At 59.6% G+C, this 255-nt stretch carries 1 protein-coding gene and 1 pseudogene; both read right to left on the bottom strand.

Annotated features, from left to right (window positions below; genetic code table 11):
- Positions 1–96: pseudogene (locus tag ACO0LO_RS29110) on the bottom strand (NADP transhydrogenase subunit beta); the annotation flags it as partial.
- Positions 96–255, bottom strand: a 160-nt coding sequence (locus tag ACO0LO_RS29105) for a proton-translocating transhydrogenase family protein (protein ID WP_422970052.1), incomplete at its 5' end; no start/stop codon positions are given. The gene ACO0LO_RS29105 and the pseudogene ACO0LO_RS29110, both read right to left, overlap by 1 nt.

The raw sequence follows: 255 nt of genomic DNA, 5'->3' as shown, positions 1-255 counted from the left end.
GCGCCGTGCGGTGGAGGGGTGGGATAAACCCTTCAGCGCCTGGATGAAGCAGACCGAGGCGATCAGGTATAACAAGGTCACCAGATTGAGGCTCATTATTTATCCTCCTTGTGCGCGGGCGCCTTGGATTCTTTTTTCTTAAACATTTCCAGCATCCTCTGCGTGACCAGGAAACCGCCGAAGACGTTGACGGCGGCCAGCGCCACGGCAGCGGTGCCCATCACCTGGGCCAGCAGGCCTTCGGTCAGGCCGGCA

The sequence above is a fragment of the Undibacterium sp. TJN25 genome (assembly GCF_049339885.1).
Classification (GTDB): domain Bacteria; phylum Pseudomonadota; class Gammaproteobacteria; order Burkholderiales; family Burkholderiaceae_D; genus Undibacterium.
This window is presented reverse-complemented; position numbering and strand designations above follow the sequence as displayed.